Origin of the sequence: Streptomyces sp. NPDC127119 (assembly GCF_042677425.1) — a bacterium.
Lineage (GTDB): Bacteria > Actinomycetota > Actinomycetes > Streptomycetales > Streptomycetaceae > Streptomyces.
In genome coordinates, this window is the sequence record NZ_JBHXTO010000155.1 from 1 (window position 1) to 21,819 (window position 21,819).

Here is a 21,819-nt window from a genome sequence, read left to right on the forward strand (position 1 = left end):
TTGATCACACCACCCACACCCGCAGCCGCCTGCGCATGCCCGATATTCGACTTCAACGACCCCAAGAACAACGGCCGTTCACGGCCCTGCCCGTAGGTGGCGATGACGGACTCGGCCTCGATGGGGTCGCCGAGTCGGGTGCCGGTGCCGTGCGCCTCCAGCGCGTCCACATCGGCCGGGGCGAGTCCCGCGTCGGCCAGCGCGTCCCGGATGACGCGCTGCTGGGAGGGCCCGCTGGGCGCGGTGAGGCCGTTGCTCGCGCCGTCCTGGTTGACCGCGGTGCCGCGGATGACGGCGAGCACGGGGTGGCCGTTGCGGCGGGCGTCCGAGAGGCGTTCCACCAGCAGCAGGCCGACACCCTCGGCCCACGAGGTGCCGTCGGCGGTGGCGGCGAAGGACTTGGAGCGTCCGTCGGCGGCGAGACCGCGCTGCCGGGAGAACTCGACGAACATGCCGGGCGCCGACATGACGGTGGCGCCGCCGGCGAGGGCGAGCGAGGTCTCGCCCGACCGCAGGGACCGCACCGCAAGGTGCAGGGCCGTCAGTGAGGAGGAGCAGGCCGTGTCGACGGTCACCGCGGGTCCCACGAGGCCGAGCTGGTAGGCGATTCGGCCGGACATCACGCTGGGCGTGGTACCGGTCAGGACATGGCCCTCGACACTCGTGGGGGCGTCGTGCATGCGCGGTCCGTAGTCGAGGGCGGTGGCGCCGACGAAGACACCTGTACGGCTGCCACTGAGGGTGTGTGCGTCCAGGCCTGCCCGTTCCACCACTTCCCAGGCGGTCTCCAGCAGCAGCCGCTGCTGCGGGTCCATGGCAAGTGCCTCGCGGGGGGAGATCCCGAAGAAGGCGTTGTCGAAGCGTCCGGCGTCGTGCAGGAAGCCGCCCTCGCGTACGGAGCTCCGGCCGTTGCTGGACGGGTCGCTGTCGTAGAGGTCCTCGTCCCAGCCTCGATCTGCGGGGAAGCCGGAGATGGCGTCGGTGCCGTCGGCAACCAGACGCCACAGGTCCTCGGGCGAGACGACCCCGCCCGGGAAGCGGCAGGCCATGCCGATGATCGCGACGGGCTCCTGTTCGGCGCTCGCCCGCCGGACGGTTTCCTCAGCGACGGTGTCCGTGCCCTCGGTCAGGGTGCGAAGGTGGTCGACGAGTGCGGCGGGCGTGGGCCGGTCGAAGAGAAGCCCGCTGGGGAGCCGCAGTCCGGTGTCGGCGGACAGCGCGTCGCGCAGTTCGACCGACATCATCGAGTCGAAACCCAGCTCCTTGAAGCTGGTGTGCGGTTCGACGCGGCGGTCGTCGGAATACTCCAGTACGGCCGCGATGTGCGCGGTGACGAGCGCGTCCAGGTCCGTCGCGGTGCCCACCGGGGGCCGCGGGGCCTCGGCGGAGATCTCGGCAGGGACGGCGTCGGCCGGGGGCAGGTGCTCGCCGCGGGGCGTGCCGGTGATCCAGTACGGCTCGCGCTGAAAGGCGTACGTGGGCAGCGGGACCCGCCGGGCGCCCCGACCCGCGTACACGGCCGCCCAGTCGACGTCCGTCCCGCGAACGAAGACGGCGGCAAGGGCGGAGAGCAGGGTACGGGGTTCGTCGCGGCCGGAGCGCAGGGCCGCCACGGACACCGTGCTGTGCGTGTCGCGCACGCACTCGGCGGCCATCGCGGAGCAGACGGCGTCGGGGCCGATCTCCAGCAGGGCCGTGACACCGGCGTCCTCCAACGTGCGCACGGCGTCCATGAACCGGACCGGGTGATTCACCTGGTCCACCCAGTACTCGGGCGAGGTCCACTGCCCCGGAGCGACGGCCTTTCCGGTCACGGTGGAGACGGCCGGCAGGACGGGTTCACGGAAGGTGAGGGTGGCGACGACTTCGCGGAACGCGTCGAGCATCGGGTTCATCAGCGGTGAGTGAAAGGCGTGCGAGACGGTCAGCCTGCGGGTGCTCCTGCCCTGTGCGCACAGACGGCTGACCATTCGTTCCACCGCCTCCGCCTCGCCGGAAATGACCGTCGACAGCGGTCCGTTGATGGCCGCGACCGCCGCCGAGGGTTCTTCCGCCAGCAGGGGCAGCACCTCGTCCTCGGTGGCCCGCACCGCAGCCATCACGCCGCCGGGCGGCAGCTCCTGCATGAGGCGGCCGCGGGCTGCGACCAGACGGGCCGCGTCGGCGAGGGAGAGGACGCCGGCGACATGAGCGGCGGAGATCTCGCCGACGGAGTGACCGGCCACCTGATCGGGGACGACGCCCAGAGAGGTCACGAGGCGGTACAGGGCCACCTCGACGGCGAAGAGCGCGGGCTGGGTGAAGCCGGTCTCGACCAGTCCCTCCCCGGTCTCGACCACCTCGCCGAGCGGGCGGTCGAGCAGCGGGTCGAGGTGAGCGCACACCTCGTCGAAGGCCTCGGCGAACACCGGGAAGGCGCGCCGCAGCTCGCGGCCCATACCGATGCGCTGAGCGCCCTGGCCGGTGAAGAGCAGAGCGGTCCCGCCGGGACGCCGGACCCCGGTCACCGTTCCGGGCGCGGGCATGTCCCCTGCCAGCGAGGCGAGTTGGTCCAGCAGCGCGGCACGGCTGTCGCCGAGCACGACGGCACGGTGGTCGAAGACGGTGCGGTGGGCCGCAAGAGTCAAGCCCACGTCGTCGGGGTGCGGCTCTTCCTCGGCGCGGACTGCCGCGTGCAGCCGCTCGGCCTGGGCGCGCAGCGCGGCGCCGCTCCGGGCGGACAGCACCCACGGAATGACGGCGCGTGCGTCGTCGCTGTCCGGACGGGGTGCCGGGTCGTCCGCTCGATGACCGGTGAGGACCACGTGTGCGTTCGTACCGCCCATCCCGAAGGAGGAGACGCCCGCCAGCAGCGGCCCTTCGGGGTCCGGCCAGTCGGACGGACCTGTCTGTACCGCGAGTCCGAGCCGCCTGAGCGGTATGTCCGGGTTCTCCGTACGGAAGTTGAGGCTCGCGGGGAGACGTCGGTGACGCAGGGCGAGAAGTGCCTTGATCAGTCCGACGATGCCGGCGGCACCTTCGAGGTGGCCGACGTTGGTCTTGGCCGACCCCACCCGCAGGGGCTGGCCGGCGGGGCGGCCACTGCCGAGGACCGCTCCGAGCGCGGCCGCCTCCACGGGGTCTCCGACGGGTGTGCCGGTGCCGTGCAGTTCGACGTACTGCACGGCCGCCGGGTCGACTCCTGCCCGCGCGTACGCCTCACGCAGCACGGTCTCCTGGGAGGCGCGGCCAGGAACGGTCAGGCCCGGGGTCGCGCCATCGTTGTTGACGGCGCTGCCCCGGATCACTCCGTAGACGTGATCGCCGTCCCGCAGGGCGTGGTCGAGCGGCTTGAGGACGACGGCGCCGCCGCCCTCACCGCGGACGAATCCGTTGGCGCGCGCGTCGAAAGTGTAGGACGTCCCGTCGGGAGACAGTCCGCCGAACCGCTCCGTGGTGACGGCGCTCTCGGCGAGGAGGTTGAGGTGGACACCGGCAACGAGCGCGGCGTCCGACTCTCCCGAGCGCAGTGACTCGCACGCGAGGTGCACGGCGACCAGTGAGGAGGACTGGGCGGAGTCGACGGTCAGGCTGGGGCCGTGGAGCCCGAGGTGGTACGAGACCCGGTTGGCGATGACGGCACGGCTGACCCCGGCCATGGTGTGCTGAGTGATCGACCGCTCGCCGTCTCGGTAGAGCAGGGCGGCATAGTCGTCGCGCAGCGCTCCGACGAAGACGGCGGTACGGCTGCCGCGCAGCGAGCCCGGCAGGACACCAGCGTCCTCCAGTGCCTCCCAGGCCAGTTCGAGCACGAGCCGCTGCTGCGGGTCCGTCGTGACGGCCTCACGGGGCGAGATGCCGAAGAAGGCGGCGTCGAAGGTGTCGACGCGGTCCAGGAATCCGCCCCTCCGCATGCCGGTGGCGTCTCGTGGAGCGGAGCTGTCCCCCACCGCCGTCCGCCAGCGGTCGTCGGGCAGGTCCCGGAGGGCGTCCCGCCCGTTGCTCAAGAGATCCCAGAACGCCGCGGGACCGTCCGCCCCGGGCAGACGGCACGAGAGTCCGACCACCGCGACCGCCTCGTGCCGGTCCCCGGGTGCCACGGGTGTCTCCAGGTGCTGCTGGTTCGTCATCGCGCTCGACTGCCCTTCCGGCTGAATTGACCGCCGACCCAAAGAATTGACGCAATCCTGTGCCTCGATCGTAGGCAGTCGGTCTCCCCGGAAATTCAACGTGCGGACTCGTTCGAGTAATTCGAAGCCAGGACCGGTGGAAGATCACCGCATTACCCGCCGGTGCCCGGGGTGTTGCACGTCATGAAATAGCGTCACGGTACGTGGAACTCAGCCACCTCATCCCAGAAGGGCAGGCCGAATCTCGCATGTCTCAACTCACCGGGACCCCCGAAAACCACACCGCTCGTTACGTGGAGGCTTTCAACGCCGGGGACTTCGACTCGCTGGACCGCTTCTACACAAAAGAGGCCGTGGCGGTGTGGGAGCCTGGCAATCCGTTGTCGGGCGACGCCCGAAGGGACTACCAGCGTGCCTTCATGGCACGCGGACCGAAAATGACCGCCGTTCCCCGGCAGACCTTCGTCACCGGTGACACCGCGCTGCTGATCGTCGACTGGGTGATCGAGACGGTCGACGACTCCGGAACACCCGAGCGGATGGAGGGCGTCGGCGTGGACGTCCTGCGCCTGGGCGACGACAAGGTTTGGCGGTACGCCGTCGACGACCCGTACGGCCAGGGCTGAGACACGGTCCGCACCCGCTCGGCCGGCCCTCACCGGCACTCCTCACCCACGGCACTTCTCCACAACGGCACATCCCCACACCTTCGGTCATCACAGAGAGGCGGGCCGTCCACCATGGCCTTCACCGTTGATTTCGATCCCGAGAACCCTGACCTCACCAGTGACACCGACATCCAGAACGAAATCTTCATCCAGGTCTTCAACTCCGGTGACGGCGAGCTGTTCAACCGGCTCTACCTCGACGACTCCATCTCGAACTTCTCGGGTGAGCCCCTGACCGGCGCGGCCCGGCTGGCCTTCTTCAAGGAGTTCCTCGCCTCGAAGCCGAGCCTGAAGGCGTCGGTGACACACTCCTACGTCGCGGGCGACGTGGCACTGATCGGCGTCGACTACAGCATCGAGACCACCGGCCCCGACGGCGAGCCGCTCCTGTTGGAGGGCAACTGCACGGACGTGCTGCGGCGCGTCGAGGACGGGCGCTGGCTGATGGCCATCGACCGTCCGGTCGCCGCGACCGGACTGGTTGCCGAATAGCGGCCACCGCGTTCGCGCGGTACTTCGGTCCTGATACCCCCGGATCCGCTTCCGGGGGTATCAGACATGTCCGCACACCGTCATGGCCGACCGCCATTTCCGATGGCTCCGGTCAAGACCGCGGCAACCTGTCGCGCCCGGTACGGGAAACCCTCGGAAGCCTCTCGCGAAACCAGCCACAGTAATTCCTTTGCGGCCGCTCACGTGGTCCGGCCGGGACCGGACCGTCATGCCCGGCCCGCGCGGTACGGGACGGAGTCCGTTTCGAATGTCGTTCAGGCCCGGCGGAACCGAATCATCGGGGGCTGTCGCCCTGGAGACAATCGCAGAAGGCGGGCACCGGCCGGACCCGTGCGTGACTCCCCGGCGGACCGTTCGGCACGACGCGGCCGGCATACGGCTGTCCATCGTCCGGTCGCATGCTGGTCATCGGGCCGCACGGACGGGACACGGTCTCCCGCAGGACGTTCGGGCAGAACCGCGGACGCGCCGGGAGCCCCGGGGACAAGGACCGTTCCCGGGGCTCCCTGAGAGCCGGACCACCCTCGTACGGGCGGCTGTTCAGCGCACGGACGGCTCCGGGCGGCCGAAGGCGCCGTTGACGAAGAGCAGGCCCTGACCGTCACCGTCCCGGCCGGCGTCCAGGACCGTCCCGATGAAGATGGTGTGGTCGCCGAAGGAGTGCGCCGCGGTCAGTTCGCACTCCACCCAGGCCAACGATCCGGCCAGCAGCGGCGCCTGGGTATGCTCGCCCGGCCGCCACTCGACGCCGTCGAACTGCGCGGCCCCCAACGTACGTGTCTTGTCGGCGAAGTGCCGTGCCAGGGGCTCCTGTTCGGCGTCGAGGATGTTCACGGCGAACCGACCGGCGGCGGTGAGTGCCTGGTGCATCACCGCGCCGTGTCCCACGCTGCAGAGTACCGAGGGCGGTTGGAGGGAGAGAGAGCTGAACGCGTTGGCCGTCATGGCGTGCAGATACTCCCGGCCCACGGTGATCACCGTGACGCCGGTCGCGAAAGCGGACATCACGTCCCTCAGCCGGTCCGGGCCCACCCGGCGCGGCTCAGGAGGGGGAGCTTCTGAGGAGTCGAGTTCAGCGGACGCGGGATTCATGCCACCTTCTCCGAATCGTTGGGGCACGCTCAACCCGTTCTGGTTCGGCACACGGGCAGGCGTTCATCAACGTAGCGGCGGCGAGGCGGCAGACCTCCACCGTCGGGTAACCGGGCCACCTCGGCACACCGGCTCCCGACAGGTGACTTCTCAGTGACTGCCGCTTTACCCCACGGGCGCACGCTGGGCCCATGGACCCCACTGACACCGCATCCCCCGACACAAAATCCGCCGAGCTGGAACTCGCCGAGCCGTTCCTGCGCGAAGTACTGGGCACCGCGGGACTCGCGGTCGAATACGTCCGCGCCGAGGCGAACCTCCTTTTCCGGCTCGGCGAGGACGGAACCGAGATCCCGGTGGTGGACTACGCCGGCGGGTACGGCTCCGTCCTGTTCGGCCACAACCACCCGGCGATCGTCGAGCGCGCGCGGGAGCTGCTGGACGCGGGGACACCCGTGCACGCGCAGTTCTCCCGGCACCCCTACGCCAACCGCCTCGCCGCCGCACTCAATCGGATCATCCACAGGGAACTCCGCACCGACGAACCGTACTTCGCCATCTTCGCCAACACCGGGGCGGAGGCCGTCGAGGCCGCGGTCAAGCACGCCGAGTTGGACCGCGGCATGCGGCTGCTGGAGCTCCAGGAGGAACTCACCGTCAACCTGGAGCGGGCCCGCTCCGCGGTGGCCGCGGGCACGGCGGAGGTCACAGACCTGGCCTACGAGCAGCTGGGCGTCACCGCCCCGCCGCCCGGCGGCGGTTTCGACGCACTCGCCGACGAACTGATCCGCCACAACACCGAACAGCTCGCACTGCCCCCGCTGTTCCTGGCCCTGGAGGGCGGCTTCCACGGCAAGCTGGCGGCCAGTGTGCAGCTGACGCACAACGAGGCGTACCGCACCCCCTTCAGGTCACTGGCCGCCCAGGCCCGGTTCGTCCCCCGCGAGCGGCCCGGAGCGCTCAAGGAGATACACGCCGAGGAACGGCGGACCGTGTGGGATCTGACCGTCTCCGACGGCCGGGTCCACCTGACGGCACGTGAGTTCCCGGTGTTCTGCGCCTTCCTCGTGGAACCCGTGCAGGGCGAGGGCGGCATCCACGTCCTGTCGGCCGAGAGCGGCGCCGAGATCCAGCGGTTCTGTGCGGAGATCGACTGCCCCGTCGTCGTCGACGAGATCCAGAGCGGCATGGGCCGTACCGGAACCCTGCTCGCGAGCTCCCAGATCGGACTGCGGGGCGACTACTACACACTCGCGAAGACTCTGGGCGGCGGCATCGCCAAAACCTCGGTGCTGCTGGTCCGCGAAGCCCGCTACCGCAAGGCGTTCGAGATCGTCCACAGCTCGACCTTCGCCAAGGACAGCTTCTCCTGCCACATCGCGCTCAAGGTCCTGGAACTGCTGGAGGCGGACGACGGTGCGGCGTACCGGCTGGCCGTGGAACGGGGCGCCGCACTGCGGGCCGCACTGACGTCGGTGCGTGAGGACTTCCCCGAGGTGGTCGAGGACGTGAGGGGCAAGGGACTCATGCTCGGCATGGAGTTCCGCGACCAGTCCGAATCGTCGTCGCGGATCCTGCGGGAGGCGGCGCAAGGCGGCCTCTTCGGTTACGTGCTCGCCGGACACCTGCTGCACCGGCACGCGATCCGTACCTTCCCCACGGCGAGCGCCGTAGGCACCCTCCGTTTCGAACCGTCCCTGTACCTCTCCGACGAGCAGATCTCCCAGTTGGAGGCCGGGCTCAGGGATGTCTGCCACATCCTGCGGGACGAGGCCGGCGACCGGCTCGTGGGCGCTCCCGGGCGCTGATCAGACGTACACGCACGACGTGGGGACGTCCTGCCGCTGGACGGCGGGCGTTCCTGCGTCGTGCTGTGGTGTCGCCCAGGGGTTGGCCGAAGCTCTCCGGCCGACGGGCCGTGCACCCCTCACGGTGACAGTCTCCCGACGGCGGGGGCACAGCGGCGCGCCCGCTCCGACGGCCGGCGCCCCGTCGGCAGGCCCGGCCCTTCACGACGCTCTCTCCCTGAGGGAAGCATCCCGCTCGCCGAACCGGTGGACGCCCGGCCGTGGGCCGGCCTCGTCCCACCTCCGTGCAGGACGTACGGGCCTGTCACGCGCAAGGCCTGCCGGTAGGACTGATGTGAGACCCGCACCAGCCTGTGGCAGCCGCGGCGCTCACGTTTCCGGCTCTCCCCCGCGCCACCATCGCTCGTCCTCACCCGGCGCCATTCGCCTGCCGCGCCCGGCCAGCGCTGCCCTGCGACGGTGTGGCCGCGGTGCCCCGATCGCCGGGCAGAGTACGGATCGCACGGGCCAGCGCACCGATCGTGGCCGCCGTCGCGGGATGTCCGGACGGCAGAACCATGGCCGCGCACTCCAGAAGCAGGGCCGCCGCGACGACCTGGTGCCCCGGTGCCGGCAGAACCGCATGTTCTGAAGACCGTGGGTCCAGGCACATGGCAGACCGCAGCACACTGCGGCCCCAGGCGGCCAGAGAGAGTCGTGACACCCGACGGGTGACACTTCTCGGGGGCACGACCAGCGGGAGCGAGGTCTCGAATCGCCGGAGAATGGCAGCCGCGTACCGGTGGAGCAGGGCTACCTCATCCTCCTCCCCACGCCGGCCGGATTCCGGGACGGCAGCACCAGTTCGCGGCGCGGGCGGCGCCGCGGAGACGGTCCGCTGTCCGGACCGCTGGGTGGCGCCCGCCCGGCGCAGTCCGGTGTCGAGGGCCTCGACGAACGTTCTTCCCACCAGCCCGGCCAGGGTCAGGTCGGGGCCGGGGGCGGGCCGCTGGACAAGGTTCGCTGTGAACGTGTTGTCATCCATGCCTCCAAGGGAAGCAAGCCCCGTGCCGGACAAGGCCATTGCGTGGTCATCTCTCCGCGTGCCGGGCAGCGGACGGTTCATGACCGCCGAATGCCCGGCCCCATCGCGACTCCTGGTGGACGTTGCCGACCGTCGGCACCGTCTCGTCGTCGGGGCCCAGTCCGCCGAACCGGAGGCGGAGGTCCTCCCGCGGCCCGTGCAACCTGCCGAGCGTAAGGACTCCGGTGTGGCCTTGTCCGCTACCCCAGTAGGGCCGCCGCTCCAGTAGGTCGGGCCTCGCGGAGGCGGCCACGAACAGGGGTACCGACCCGGCGGTGGAGACAAGCCGTTCGACACAGTCCAGGACGTCGTCCCCCGCGCGGTGCATGTCGTCGAAGCAGAGTATGAGAGGCCGGTCCCGTGCCGAGAGGGTGACCAGTTCGATCCAACTGTCGTGCACCTCCTGGTGACTCGTTGCCCGCGCGGCGGGGCCCATGAGCGGATGCAGAGAATGCAGCAGACGGTCGGCGGTGGCCGGATGCCCGGCCAGTCTGTGGACCGCCTCGGTGAACCGGCTGTCCGACCCTGCGCCCGGAGGCAGACCGCAGCACTCGGCCAGGATGTCCCTGGCCAGCTGCGGTCCGTTGCCACCGTCCTCGGCCGCGCCCACCCGTACGATCCGTACCTGCGGGGAGCGCAGCGAGACCCGAAGTTCGAAGTCCTCCAGGAGCCGCGTCTTGCCGACGCCCTCCTCACCGAGAACCGTCACCAGGTGCGGTGCCTCGTGTCTGCGGGAGCGGTACAACAGGTCGGTGAGCGCGGTCAGTGCGCGCTCGTGGCCCGCCGGTTCGTCCTGCGGTGCGAACGGCCTGTCCGACGTCTCCCGCTGTGTACGCCGTCGCGCCACCTCAAGGTCGGCCTCCAGGTCGGCCACGGGCCGGTGCCGTCTGCGTACCTCCGTGACACGGGCCTCGGCACTGACGTACACCTCGCCCGGCGGTACGGCGGTCAGCAGGGTGTGGGCATCGTCGAGCAGCCGGCCCGCGACGGTGACCGGCGCGGTGGGGTCGCGAGGATCGTGGCGGACCAGCGCCACCCCCGCGATCACCACCGCGTGGAAGGTGGGGCCCTGCATCCGGTGGAATCGGTCCCGCAGGGCTAGCGCAGCGGCTACCGCGTCCGGCGACGCCGCCGCCGGGTCGCCCCTCAGCCCGAAAAGGGCGACGGAGACATAGCCGAGCGACCCGACGACCGTGCCACCCGACTCCTCGACACCCTCGGTGAAGGCGCTGACCGTGTCGTGCAGCGACAGGGCGCTCCGGTCTCCCGCGAGTGTGGCCTGCTCGTCGGCGAATCCGACGCGCACCAGCACGATGCTGACCTGTCGCCGCTCTGCCACCGGGCCCCCGGAACAGCCGGCGGACTGCGACTGCTTCTGTCCCGCCGGCCGTTCCGGCCAGGGGAAGGTCTCCTCCCGCTGCCGCTCCTGCGCGGGGACCCGGGGCCGGACCTGCAGTCGCTCGTCGTCCAGAGGGAGGTGGTCATCGTCGACCGGCAGGACCGCCTCGCGCAGCGGAGCATCGTACAACGGCCTTACCGTCGCAAGAATCTGCCGTTCGGGCCCCGTCTCCGCCGGAGCGGCCAGCGAGGGCTCGTGCGTGAGGATTCTCTGCTGGAGCAGTTGGAGGTCGCGGGAGGGTTCCAGGCCGTACTCCTCGACCAGCGCGCGCCGTACCCGGGTGAAGACACTGAGCGCCTCGGCCTGTCGGCCGCAGCGGTAGAGGGCGACCATCAGCTGCCGGCACAGCCGCTCACGCAGAGGTTCCGCGGCGACCAGGGACACCAGTTCGCCCAGCACCTCCTGGTGGTGGCCGGAGGCCAGTTCCGCCTCGAAGCGGTCCTCCATGACATCCAGCCTGTGCTGTCGCAGAGCGGTGAGCTCGGGCCAGTCGACGCCATGTTCAACGAGGTCCGCCAAGGCGGGGCCGCGCCACTCGTTGAGCGCTGCGCGCAGCAGGACGGCCGCCCGCTCCGGGTCGCCGGCCACCAGCCGGGCCCGGCCCTCGGCGACCTGGCGATCGAAACGATTCACGTCCAGCCGCTCGGGGTCGAGCCGCAGGGTGTATCCGGGTGCCTGGGTGAGGAGTTCGGGGCGTTCGACCGGTCCGGAGCCAGGGTCGTCGGGCAGGTCGGCAAGGATGGCGCGCAGTCCCCACACGGCGTTCTGCACGATCTTTCTGGCGGTCACCGGCAGGTCTTCCTCCGGCCACAGGGCGCCCAGCATCTCGCTGGTGGCCACCACCCGATTCGCCCTCAGTAGTAACAGCCCGAGCGCGGCACGCTGTTTGAAGCCCCCCAGCGGTACCGCCTGCTTTCCGGACGACACCTCCAGCGGACCCAGAATCCTGAACTCCACGCTTGTCCCCTCATGGGTTAAGTGTGCTGATTCAATGCATGCTGAGCCGCCGGCCACGGCTCGGTACGGGCCTCCGCCCCGCCTCGGCGGACACGAGAGGCCGTGCGCCGGTCCGAGTGGGTCTGCCCGTCCCGCACGGCTGGGGGCCGCGCTTCGGGAGCGGCGTCACCCGCCTCACGAGCGGAATCTCTTCGTGCCGCGCGCCGCACGCTCTGTCGCACGAACGCCCAGCAGACCCGGCCGTTCCGGTCCGCCCGCGGACCCCTGCCGATGCCCCGCGTCCACACCGCACCGGACCCGGCAGGTACGGTCAGGACGGACGCCGCTAGGAGATCGGCCGGGCCGCAACTCTCTCCACGATCACCGCGGCCACCTGGTCAAGTTGACTGTTCAGATAGAAGTGCCCGCCGGGGAAGACCAGCGTCTCGCTCTCCCCCGCGGTGTGCTCGCTCCACTCCTTCGCCGTGTCGAGCGGGGCCACCGGGTCGTCCGAACCAACGAGAACGGTGACCGGCGTGTCAAGGGAGGGCTCCGGGGCCCAGCGGTAGCTGCCCAGCGCCAGGTAGTCGGCCCGCAGTGCGGGCAGCACCAGGTCGACGAGGTCCGGATCGTCCAGCACGGCGGCGTCGGTGCCGCCCAACCGCCGTACAGCGGCCAGGATCTCGGCGTCGCCCCTGAGCCGGTCGTGCGGCGCGGGCATCCGGGCGGGGGCACCCCGGCCGGAGAGAAAGAGCCGCTGCGGCCCGGGAGCGCCCGAGCGTCGCAGCGCGCGAGCCGTCTCATAGGCGACGAGTGCTCCCATGCTGTGCCCGAAGAAGAAGCGGGGTCCGCCGCCACCGTCCATGAGCCGGGCCGCGATCCGGACGGCCAGTGCGGTGATGTCGGGCTCCGGTGGCTCAAGCCTGCGGTCCTGACGGCCCGGGTACTGCACGCCCAGCACGTCGAGGTGCGGGGCGAGCAGACGGGCCAGCCCGCTGTGGGCGCTGGCCGCACCGCCCGCGTGCGGGAAACAGACCAGTCCGGGCAGGCTGGGGTCGGACGGACCGGGCGGGCCGAGGCGCCGGAACCACTTGCTGTCCATGGGGGTTCTCACTCCTCTGGGCACGTTTCACGCTCCCGCGTGCAGATCTGCGGAACATCCGTATGGTTCGGCCACGCGTGCCTGCCTCAAGGCCCGACCCCACCAACTCAGCCGGTCGAACATGATCCGGGCCGCCTCGTGGCCGCCATCCACGTCGAACGGGTGGCCCTGGTCGTCGAACCGTTCGCGGTAGTCGTGGAAGCTGACGGTCTCCCGGATCGTCACGGCGTGCACCTCGGCGAAGACCTGCCGCAAGTGGGCCACCGCGCACAGACCGCTCGACGCGCCGCCGTAGGAGAGAAATCCCACCGGTTTCGCGTGCCACTCCTCGTCGTACCAGTCGATGGCGCTCTTCAGCGAGGCAGGGAAACTCTGTTTGTATTCCGGCGTCACAACCACGAACGCGTCCGCCGCTGCCAGCCACGGTGCAAGGTCCTGCACGGCCTGCGGCTTGCAGGCCGACAGTTCGGTGGACATGACGTCCGGGAGCCATGCGGTGGCTAGATCGATGACATCGATGTCGAAATCCTCCCGCAGGCGCGCTCGTGACGCGAGCCACTCCGCGGCCACGGGTCCGAACCGACCCTTCCTGACGCTGCCAATGATGATCACCAGCCGCAGCCGGTCCGTGTCACGCATACGCCCCCACCCTCGTATCCCGGTCCTTCCCAGCGGAAAACACTGTGCGGCATATGCCTTCGGGTTTCCTTCGGGTCTGCTTCGGCCCGGTCCGGGCCCGCCTCCCCCGCAACTGTGACCTGCGGAAACCCCCGGGACCTGTGAGGTCTCTGAGTTACGCTGGAACCATGCAATTCGGGGTGCTAGGACCGCTGGAGGTGTGGGCGACCAAGGAGAGGCTGGTACGTGTACCCGAAGTCAAGGTCCGGGCCCTGCTCGCCGACCTGCTCGCGCACCACGGCCGGGTGGTACCCGCCGACCGCCTGGTCGAGGACCTTTGGGCCGGGTCGACCCTCCCCGCCAACCCGGCGGGCGCCCTCCAGGCCAAAGTATCCCAATTGCGGCGCGCCCTGGAAGAGGCCGAGTCCGGCGGCCGGGAACTCGTCGTGCACCGCGCCCCGGGGTACGCGCTCAAGACACCGCCCGAGTCCGTGGACGCCGACCGCTTTCGCGCCCGGATCTCCGACGCCCGCACCACGGAGGACCCGCGGGCGAAGGCCGCCATTCTGACGGACGCCTTGAACCTCTGGCGCGGGCCCGCGTTCGCCGACTTCGCGGATGAACCCTTCGCCCGGTCAGCGATCGCCAGCCTGGAGGAGGAACGCCTCACGGCGGTCGAGGAGCGCGCCGAGACCCGCCTCGCACTCGGCGAGCACAGCATGCTGATCGGCGAACTCACCGCGCTCGTGACGGCCCATCCGCTCCGCGAACGCCTGCGCATGGTGCAGATGCGGTCCCTCTACCGCGTCGGGCGCTCCTCCGAGGCCCTCGACAGCTACGTGGACCTGCTGCGCCGACTCGACGGCGAACTGGGTCTGACTCCGGGGCCCGCGATCGAGGCACTCCAGCAGGCCATACTCCGCCAGGACCCCGGACTTCAGGATCGCGAGAGCGTGACGCTGACGATCCCCGGCACTCGCTCGCGCACCAACTTACCCGCAGGGGTCGAACCCCTGGTGGGGCGGGCCGAGGCACTCACCGAGATCAAGCAACTGGCCCGCAGGCGCAAGCTCGTGACACTCACCGGCCCCGGAGGGGTCGGGAAGACCCGCCTGGCTACGGCCACCGCCCGGGAACTGGACGTCGAGTTCCCTGACGGTGTCTGGCTCGTGGAGCTCGCGGGGCTCAGCGGGAGCGACCGGCCCGCCGGGCCGGGCCTGCTGGCCGAACACGTAATGGCGGTCATCGGCATCCGCGAGGACTCCGGGGCATCGGCCTTCGCGGAATCCGCCGTCGGCTCCGTGCGGCGGCTCGTCGAGGCACTGGCCGCGCGGCGTCTCCTGCTGATCCTGGACAACTGCGAGCACATGATCGACGCGGTCGCCGAGTTCGTCACATCGCTGCTGGAGGCAGCACCGAACATCACTCTCATAACGACCAGTCAGGAAGGCCTGCGGATACCGAGCGAGACGGTGTGGCCGGTACCGCCGCTGGCTCTGCCGCAGTCGGAGAGCGATGTCGCCGAACTGCGGCGCTCCAGTGCCGTCCAGCTCTTCACCGCCCGTGCCAGGGCGGTGGATCCGGGATTCGTTCTGGACGACGACACCACCCTCCAGGTGACGGACATCTGCCGACGGCTGGACGGGCTGCCGCTGGCCCTGGAACTGGCGGCGACCCGGGTGCGGGCACTCGGCGTCCAGGAACTCGTGGACCGGCTCGACGACCGCTTCCGCATACTGAGCAGCGGCTACCGCGGCGCCCCGCCCCGCCAGCAGACCCTCCAAGCGACGATCGACTGGAGCTGGAGCTTACTCAGCGCGCAGGAGCAGACACTCCTGCGCGGACTTGCCACGCATGCCGAGGGCTGCACGCTGGAAGCCGTCGAGAGCCTCTGCGCCGACAGCGGGATCGTCGGGGACTCGGTACTGGACATCCTGGCGCGCCTGGTGGACCGGTCACTGGTGATCAGGGTGGACAGCCCCTCCGCGCCGCGTTATCGCATGCTTGAGTCGATCGCCGCCTACGCGCAGCACAAGACACAGGAACTCGGCGAGACCACCGAGCTCGCCGACCGGCATCTGCGGCACTACACCGAACTCGCCGAGGTGGCCCGGCCCCACCTGCACGGACGTGAGCAGCGACGTTGGCTGCAGATCCTGGACGCCGAATCCGGCAATTTCCAGCGAGTGCTAGAGGAGGCCCGGCGTACCGGCGCGGCGTCATGGGCCCTGCGACTGGTCAACTCCCTGGCCTGGTACTGGTTCCTGCGCGGCAGACTGGGCGAGGGACGACGCGCCCTGACCACCGCGCTGGCCATCGCCGGCGACACGCCAGCCGCGGAACGGGCCGAGGCACAGACCTGGCACACCGGACTCGGCATGCTGCTGGGCGAATGCGAACCCGACGGCATCGGCCCGACACCGGGAGACCGGCTGGAACGCACCGTGGGCCAGGCGAGGGCGGAGTGGTTCCTCGGGTTCGCCGAGTGGAGCCTGGGCGCCCTGAGCGCAGGCGAGCAACGGATGAACAGCGCGCTCACCGACTTCCGGGCGCTGCGCGACCCCTGGGGAGTGGCGGCGGCGCTGTGCATGCGCGCCGCCCTCGCGATGGCCCGAGGCAATCTGGAGGTGATGCGGGGCAACGCCATGGAGGCCCGCGGCCACTTCATCAACCTGGGAGACGCCTGGGGCCAGCTCAAGGCCACCGAGGTGCTGAGCGTGCTCGCTGAGATCAACGCGGACTACGACCTGGCGGCGGGGCTCCACCGGGAGGGACTGCGCATAGCCGAATCGCTGGAACTGTGGTCGGAGGTGTCCCGCAAGCTGTCCGGTCTGGGCAGGATCGCACTGCTGGCGGAGCGACTCACGGAGGCGGAGGAACTGCACTGGCGGGCTCTGCGGCTCTCCGTGGACCAGGGGAACCGGCCGGTGGAACAGTTCGCCGAGGTGGGCCTCGCACTGGGTGCCCGCCGCCAGGGCCGACTGGACACCGCCGAGGAGCATCTGAGGCCGTGGCGCGAGTGGAACCGCAGCCGCGGCGCCTTCACCGGACTCGCCCTGGTCCTTGCGGAACTGGGGTTCATCGCGGAGCAGCGGGGAGACGGGGCCGCCGCCCTCTCCCTGCACCAGGACTGTCTGGCGACCGCACGGGTGACCGGCGACTCACGTGCCGTCGCGCTCGCTCTGGAGGGTCTGGCCGGGGCTCACTCACTGTCCGGCCGGCACCGGCGGGCCGCACGGTTGCTGGGTACCGCGGCCCAGACCAGGACCCGTGCGGGCGCTCCTCAGCCCCCGGCCGAACGCCGGGACGTGGAGCGGATCTCCGGGCGGGTCCGCGCCGTGCTCGGTGAGGAGGTCTACCTGACCGAGTGGAAGGCGGGCACCGCCAGTGACCACGAGAGCGCGGCCGACGAGGAGGAACGGTTCGCGCCGGACCCATGCGACCCCTGACCGCGGTGACGCGAGCACTGTCAGGTGCCGCCAGTCCCTCCGGCGCGAGCGTCCCGCGGCCCGCAGTCAGTTCGCGCGACCCCGTCGCTTTCGGCCATCTCCCCCGACCCCCAAGGTTGGTTCATGGTCCACTCGTCTCATGGAACGCGGTAACGAACACGGGCCCCTTCTGGTCATCGGCTCCACTGGCAAGACCGGCAGACGCGTACTGGAGGAGTTGCAACGGCTCGGCGAGAGCGTCCGGGCCCTCGCCCGCTCCACACCGACACCGTTCGACTGGTTCGACGAGTCCACCTGGGAGGAGGCGGTGTCGGGGGCACGCGGCGCCTACCTGGTCGACGCGCAGGACGAGCACGCCGCCGAGCGGATGCGCGCCTTCGCCTCGTACGCCGTCAAACGGAACGTGAAGCGGCTGGTGCTGCTCTCGGCGCGCGGTTGGGCGACCTCCCAGGAACCCGAACTGCTGGCCACCGAAGAGGCGCTGAAGGAGTCCGGCGCCGCTTGGACAATCCTGCGGCCGACCTGGTTCATGCAGGGCTTCACCGAGGACCGGACCCTGCGCGAGCCGGTGCTCGCGGGCGAGCTGCGGCTGCCCTGCGGCGACGGGACGACACCCTTCATCGACGCCGAGGACATCGCCGAGGTGGCCGCCGCGGTCCTGACCCGCGACGGGCACGAGGGTCGTACGTATGCGCTCTCCGGGCCACGTGCGGTCGGTATGCGCGAGGCCGCGGACACGATCGCCGGGGCGACCGGCCGCCCCGTACGGTACGTGCCGATCTCCGAGGAGAGCTACGTCGCCGGGCTCATTGCGCAGGACGTGCCGCCAGAGCAGGCCCGGTTCGTCGCGAAGCTGTTCGGCTGGCTCAGGGAAGGCGAGGACGCCCATCTCTCCGATGGCGTCCAGCAGGTGCTGGGCAGGACTCCTCGGGACTTCCCGGAGTTCGTTACAAGGGCGGCGGATGCCGGGGCCTGGGGTCCCTGAGACGCACGCGTTGGAGACAGCGTTCCACGGTCCGGCCGACGAGCCGGTCACCTGTGCCCGGTCCGAAGCAGGATCTCCGCCGCGACCCTCTCCGGAACCTGCTGGGGCTGCCAGTGAGAGACGCCGGGCAGCCGCACGAAGCGGTACTCCCCCGTCATATGGTCCGCTGTGCGCTCGGCGGCGAACGCGCTGATCGAGGGGTCGTACTCGCTCCAGAGATGGGTGGTCGGCACGGCGACCGGGCCGAGCGGCCCGTTGTCGTCCCGTAGGGTGCCCGCCCTGTACCACTGGAGGGCAGCCCTCAGCGTGCCGGGAGTGGTGTGCGTACGAAGGTATCGCTGGATCTGCTCCTCGCTGAGCACGCCCTCGCCGCCCTGCCGATACCACCCTTCGAGTCCGGCCGCGCCGTCGGCCAGGAAGGAGTCGGCGGCGTCCTCGGCGCTGAGGACCTCGATGTAACCGGAGTTCTCCCGCTGCTCGGGATCCACCCGCAGCGCGTGCTGGTAGGCGTCCAGATGTGGAAAGGCGGAGGCCGTCAGAGTCCTGACCCGCTCGGGAGTCCGCGCCGCGAGCCACCACCCCACAACCGCGCCCCAGTCGTGGCCGACGACGTGCGCCGAGCCGATACCGAGGGCGTCGAGCAGGCCCAGCGCGTCGCCCCCCAGCTCCGGGAGCGCGTATGCCTCGGTCTCCTCGGGGCGCGCCCCGGGCGAGTAACCGCGCTGGTCGGGTGCGACGGTGCGCAGCCCCGCACGATGCAGAACCGGCGTGATGTCACTCCAGGACTGCCGATTGTGCGGGAACCCGTGCAGTAGGAGCACCGGTTCTCCGTCCTCGGGCCCCGCCACGTCGACGTCGAAGACCAGGTCGTTCAGGGAAATCTGCATCGGGCCTGCCTGCCAGGGAGAAAGAACGTTGGGTACGCGGTTACGGACCGACGTTGCCGCGGTCCCGGCCGACTGGAGGATTCCGGTGCCCGGGATGCCCGCAGGCGCCATACGCCGGGCGGAGCGGTCACTCGTCCTTCAGCGCGGCCCTCACCGCCGGCGCTCGCAATGCCTCCGGCCGGTCGACGAGCCCGATCACCCGTGCGTAGGCGGCCGCCACCATACCGTTCTCCTGGGCCGCCGCCAGCACCCGTCCGACGTACTCCTGGTCGGCGAGGATCTCCGGTGTACGGACACCCTCGACATCGGGAAAGGCAAGGTCATTGCTGAGTGCCTGCCGCCACGCCTCGTCCACTGCGTCGCGTGCCAGGTCACGGAAGTAGGCGGCGGGATCGGGCGGACCGTCGCCGGCGGTGTGCTCGCCCAGCACGAGCGCGCCGAGGGCCGCAACCGTCATTCCCTGTCCGTAGGTCGGGTTGAAGCTGCACACCGAGTCGCCCATGGCCAGGAGTCCTTCCGGTGGGCTCGCCATGGATTCGTAGCGACGGCGCAGGCTGGCGGGGAACCGGTAGGACACCGGGTCGTCCAGGGGTTCCGCGTCGACCAGCGCCTCGTAGACCTCCGGTGAGGACACCGACTTGACGAAGTCGAGAAAGCCCTCCGGGTCGGTGGGCGCCGCGTCGCCAAGTATCCCGTAGGCGGTCACCACCTGCCGCCCCCCGTCGATGCGGGCGCAGATCACTCCCCGGGGGTTGTCCGGGGTGGCGACGATGTCCACGGAGATGTCCCCGGGGGAGGGTTCAACACCCTCCTTGTAGTGCCGCGTCGTGTAGGTGAGACCGACCTTGGTCCGGTCCTCAGGAACCACCGGCCATCCCTGGTCCGCCAGCCAGCGGGGTACCGGGGAACCCCGTCCCATGGTGTCGACCACCAGGTCGGACGGGAGTTCCACGACCACATCTGGTTGGCCGCGGCCGACCGTCCGGAGGCCGGTCACCCGGCGCTCCCGCGCGTCGAAGATCAGGCCGACGGCTTCCGTACGGTCGAGGAAGGTGACGTTCGCCAGCGCGCGCACCCTCCGTCTGACGTGCGCCTCCAGCACGGGCCGGGAGACGGACACGGCCAGCAGCCCGGAGTCCGCCTTACTCATCGCCACGCCATCCATGATCCAGCGGACGTTTCCCGAGACGTCGCCGATGACCGCCCCTGCGGCCTCCAACTCACGGGTGATACCGGGGAGGTACTCCTCCAGGATCTGCTGCCCTCGCGCGAGCATCCCGTGCACGTGCTGTCCCTGCGGCACTCCCCGACGCCGACCGGGGCTGTCGGTCAACTCATCCCGGTCCACGACGAGGACTTCGCCGAAGGTGTCCGACAGCACCCTGGCCGCGAGCAGACCCGCGACGCTCGCGCCCATCACCACGGCCCGCCGCCTTTTGTCACTGTTCACGGCGAGTTACCTCTCCACTGTTCACTGTCCGTCTGTCCACTGATCGTCATCGCTCGTGCGCACACTCCACGCCACCTGCGTGGGTGGACACGCACGCTTGCTGTTACTGAGTGGACGCTAACTCCGGCCGGTAACTGACGGACCATCGTGCGGTAATTGCCCTACGTATGCACTGTTGACAGCGTCCGGCACCCACTGGCCGCCCACCGACACGACACCGTGCCACCGCGCGGTCGCGCGACCGTGTCGAGATCCAGCCGACATACCACCGACGAGAACGGATCGGTAACCCACTGTCGACCGGACAGGCATCCGACTCGCCGCCCCGATCCTCACTGAACCCGTCGTTCTCGCCCTGCGGCCAGCTGACGGAGTGGAGAGGCAACAGCGTGCGCGTGTTCAACGTCGCCGTCACCCTCGTCAGAACCCGCCTCGACGTCATCGCCAGCGCGCAACGCGTCAGCCGGGCTCGGCCGGGAACGGCCTTGGCGGAACTCCACACCCTGTTCAACATCCCTGGGGCCCAGACGCACCGTCACGTCGCGCGTGCGGTAGGCGCATTACCGGTGCGGCACAAGCCTCCTCCGCCGGCCCGCAGCAGGTCGAGCTTTCACGCAGCTGAGAAAGGTGGGCCGGTGAAGGTCGCAGCGCGGGATCCGGCGACTTCGGCGGACGTGACGCGGATGGCGGGCACCACGCTTTCGACCACTGTGCGACACGGCCGGATTCGCCGCACCTGAGCGCCAAGATCACCAACAGAGGCAATGGACACATCAAGGGTAAGTTGAATGTTCGTTTTTTTTCGTGGGGAACACAAGCAAGCAAGTAGGGAAACGAGTATCCGTTCTACAATCGGCGCATGCCCCGCGTATCCCAGTCCCACCTTGACGCCCGCCGTCGCCAGATCCTCGTCGCGGCACGTCGCTGTTTCATCACCAATGGCTTCCACGCCACCTCGATGCAGGACATTCTGCGGGAGGCCGACCTGTCCGCAGGTGCCGTCTACCGCTACTTCCATGGCAAGGACGACATCGTCATGGCCATCGCCACGGACGCACTCGACGAGCTGACCAGTGCCTTCGACGAGGCCCTGGGTGGTGAGACCGCACGCCCACTCGATGAGGCACTCGACCAGATGCTCGGCGCCATCCACCGCCTGTCGGTCACGCAGGACATCGCCCGGCTCATTCTGACCGTGTGGGGGGAGGGAGTACGCTCCCCCGAGCTCGCCGCGTTCTTCAACACGACCTTCCACGCCGTGCGTCAACTCGTCAGCCGTGCCGTCGTCCAGCGCCAGGAGCGCGGGCTGCTGCCGAGTGATGTCTCCGCCGACAGCATCGCTCGGGTACTGATCGGCGCCCTGCACGGCTACGTGATCCAAAACGCGCTTCTCGACGACCCCGACCCCGAGTCCTTCCGGAGGAGCCTGCACATGTTCATCGGAAACACCGTCAGAGCGTCCGACCCCGGCACCGCTTCGGTGCCGCGCTCCTGACCGGCCTCGTCCTGGCCGAGCGCTTCCAGATGCTCAGGGCGCGCAGACGGGTGGCGGGCTGCGGCACGGAGGTGTTCCGACTTTCAGCCGACGACCGTCCAGGCGTCCCCGCCCGTGAGCAGTGCGGAAAGGTCTCCCTTGCCGTTCTGTTCGATCGCGGAGTCGAGCTGCTCGGCCATCTGCGTGTCGTACACCGCCCGGTCGACGGCCCGCAGCACCCCGATCGGCGTGTGGTGCAGCGTGTC

The 21,819-nt window shown here is 70.1% G+C and carries 13 protein-coding genes and 1 pseudogene; 6 read left to right on the plus strand and 8 right to left on the minus strand.

The features are described from left to right. Positions 1-4,109, minus strand: a 4,109-nt coding sequence (locus ACFVH5_RS37905; RefSeq protein WP_385838231.1) for a type I polyketide synthase, incomplete at its 3' end; no start/stop codon positions are given. A 293-nt stretch (positions 4,110-4,402) separates the two neighbouring features. Between ACFVH5_RS37905 and ACFVH5_RS37910 the strand changes: the two genes are divergently transcribed. Both ACFVH5_RS37910 and ACFVH5_RS37915 read left to right on the plus strand, forming a co-directional pair. Then, positions 4,403-4,735, plus strand: coding sequence for a YybH family protein (locus ACFVH5_RS37910; protein ID WP_385838232.1), 333 nt, complete (start codon positions 4,403-4,405; stop codon positions 4,733-4,735). 114 nt (positions 4,736-4,849) lie between these two features. Further along, complete coding sequence (locus ACFVH5_RS37915; protein WP_385838233.1) at positions 4,850-5,269, plus strand: YybH family protein; 420 nt, start codon at positions 4,850-4,852, stop codon at positions 5,267-5,269. A gap of 561 nt (positions 5,270-5,830) precedes the next feature. Here ACFVH5_RS37915 and ACFVH5_RS37920 read toward each other — a convergent pair. Continuing rightward, positions 5,831-6,382, minus strand: coding sequence for a flavin reductase family protein (locus ACFVH5_RS37920; protein ID WP_385838234.1), 552 nt, complete (start codon positions 6,380-6,382; stop codon positions 5,831-5,833). Positions 6,383-6,573: 191 nt separating this feature from the next. Here ACFVH5_RS37920 and ACFVH5_RS37925 point away from each other — a divergent pair, with 191 nt between their 5' ends. Then, positions 6,574-8,190: an aspartate aminotransferase family protein gene (locus ACFVH5_RS37925; RefSeq protein ID WP_385838235.1), complete on the plus strand. Its 1,617-nt coding sequence runs from the start codon at positions 6,574-6,576 to the stop codon at positions 8,188-8,190. A 1,070-nt stretch (positions 8,191-9,260) separates the two neighbouring features. Here ACFVH5_RS37925 and ACFVH5_RS37930 read toward each other — a convergent pair. The 3 genes from ACFVH5_RS37930 to ACFVH5_RS37940 all read right to left on the minus strand — a co-directional run bounded on the left by ACFVH5_RS37930 (position 9,261) and on the right by ACFVH5_RS37940 (position 13,329). Beyond that, the gene (locus ACFVH5_RS37930) at positions 9,261-11,609 is read right to left on the minus strand and encodes a BTAD domain-containing putative transcriptional regulator (RefSeq protein ID WP_385838236.1); all 2,349 of its coding nucleotides are present in this window, start codon (positions 11,607-11,609) and stop codon (positions 9,261-9,263) included. A gap of 325 nt (positions 11,610-11,934) precedes the next feature. Further along, a complete protein-coding gene (locus ACFVH5_RS37935; protein ID WP_385838237.1) occupies positions 11,935-12,690 on the minus strand; it encodes a thioesterase II family protein in 756 nt (251 codons plus the stop codon). Between the two features lie 27 nt (positions 12,691-12,717). After that, positions 12,718-13,329, minus strand: coding sequence for an NADPH-dependent FMN reductase (locus ACFVH5_RS37940; RefSeq protein ID WP_385838238.1), 612 nt, complete (start codon positions 13,327-13,329; stop codon positions 12,718-12,720). Between the two features lie 167 nt (positions 13,330-13,496). Here ACFVH5_RS37940 and ACFVH5_RS37945 point away from each other — a divergent pair, with 167 nt between their 5' ends. Both ACFVH5_RS37945 and ACFVH5_RS37950 read left to right on the plus strand, forming a co-directional pair. Beyond that, the gene (locus ACFVH5_RS37945) at positions 13,497-16,757 is read left to right on the plus strand and encodes a BTAD domain-containing putative transcriptional regulator (RefSeq protein WP_385838239.1); all 3,261 of its coding nucleotides are present in this window, start codon (positions 13,497-13,499) and stop codon (positions 16,755-16,757) included. 139 nt (positions 16,758-16,896) lie between these two features. Then, positions 16,897-17,742: an NAD(P)H-binding protein gene (locus tag ACFVH5_RS37950; protein WP_385838240.1), complete on the plus strand. Its 846-nt coding sequence runs from the start codon at positions 16,897-16,899 to the stop codon at positions 17,740-17,742. 47 nt (positions 17,743-17,789) lie between these two features. Here ACFVH5_RS37950 and ACFVH5_RS37955 read toward each other — a convergent pair whose 3' ends face one another. Beyond that, complete coding sequence (locus tag ACFVH5_RS37955) at positions 17,790-18,629, minus strand: alpha/beta fold hydrolase (protein WP_385838242.1); 840 nt, start codon at positions 18,627-18,629, stop codon at positions 17,790-17,792. 127 nt (positions 18,630-18,756) lie between these two features. After that, complete coding sequence (locus ACFVH5_RS37960) at positions 18,757-20,079, minus strand: FAD-dependent oxidoreductase (protein ID WP_385838243.1); 1,323 nt, start codon at positions 20,077-20,079, stop codon at positions 18,757-18,759. A gap of 859 nt (positions 20,080-20,938) precedes the next feature. On the opposite strand from ACFVH5_RS37960, the gene ACFVH5_RS37965 reads away from it, so the two are divergent. Then, positions 20,939-21,574, plus strand: coding sequence for a TetR/AcrR family transcriptional regulator (locus ACFVH5_RS37965; protein WP_385838244.1), 636 nt, complete (start codon positions 20,939-20,941; stop codon positions 21,572-21,574). 83 nt (positions 21,575-21,657) lie between these two features. Here the strand turns inward: ACFVH5_RS37965 and ACFVH5_RS37970 are convergent. Next, positions 21,658-21,819, minus strand: a pseudogene (locus tag ACFVH5_RS37970) (2-oxoacid:ferredoxin oxidoreductase subunit beta); the annotation flags it as partial.